Source organism: Mesorhizobium sp. M7A.F.Ca.ET.027.03.2.1 (assembly GCF_003999175.1).
Taxonomy (GTDB): domain Bacteria; phylum Pseudomonadota; class Alphaproteobacteria; order Rhizobiales; family Rhizobiaceae; genus Mesorhizobium.
Map to the genome: position 1 here is coordinate 1 of NZ_RZOM01001957.1, position 405 is coordinate 405.

Below are 405 nucleotides of genomic sequence, written 5' to 3' on the forward strand. Positions count from 1 at the left end.
GTATATTGCAGGAAGGCGATGTCGTCGCCGGAGACCGTGGGCGGCTTGAAGGCGATGGTCGCGCCGGTCTTGAGCACGGCGTTGAACTTGACGTGGCCGGGCAGCGACCATGCCGGAACCATCTTCTTCACCCGCCGCACGACGAGGTTGACGATGGCGCCCTTGAGGCCGCCCAGCATGTCGCCCATCGATGCGACGATGACATGCTTCACAGGCGTCCTGGCGATGACCGCCTGCAGCGTGCCGGCGAAGTTTTCCAGGATGACGATCGCCTGCGCGCCGGAATCCTTCAACTGATGTTCCAGTTCGCGCGGCGTGTAGAGCGGGTTGATATTCACCACCGTGTAGCCGGCGCGGAGCACCGCCATCATCGCCACCGGATATTGCAGCACGTTCGGCATCATC

Annotated in this window: 1 protein-coding gene; it reads right to left on the minus strand. The window is 63.0% G+C overall.

The genetic code is table 11. The features are described from left to right. The coding region (locus EN750_RS38960) for an AMP-binding protein (RefSeq protein WP_145968418.1) at nucleotides 1-405 on the minus strand (405 nt) is incomplete at both ends.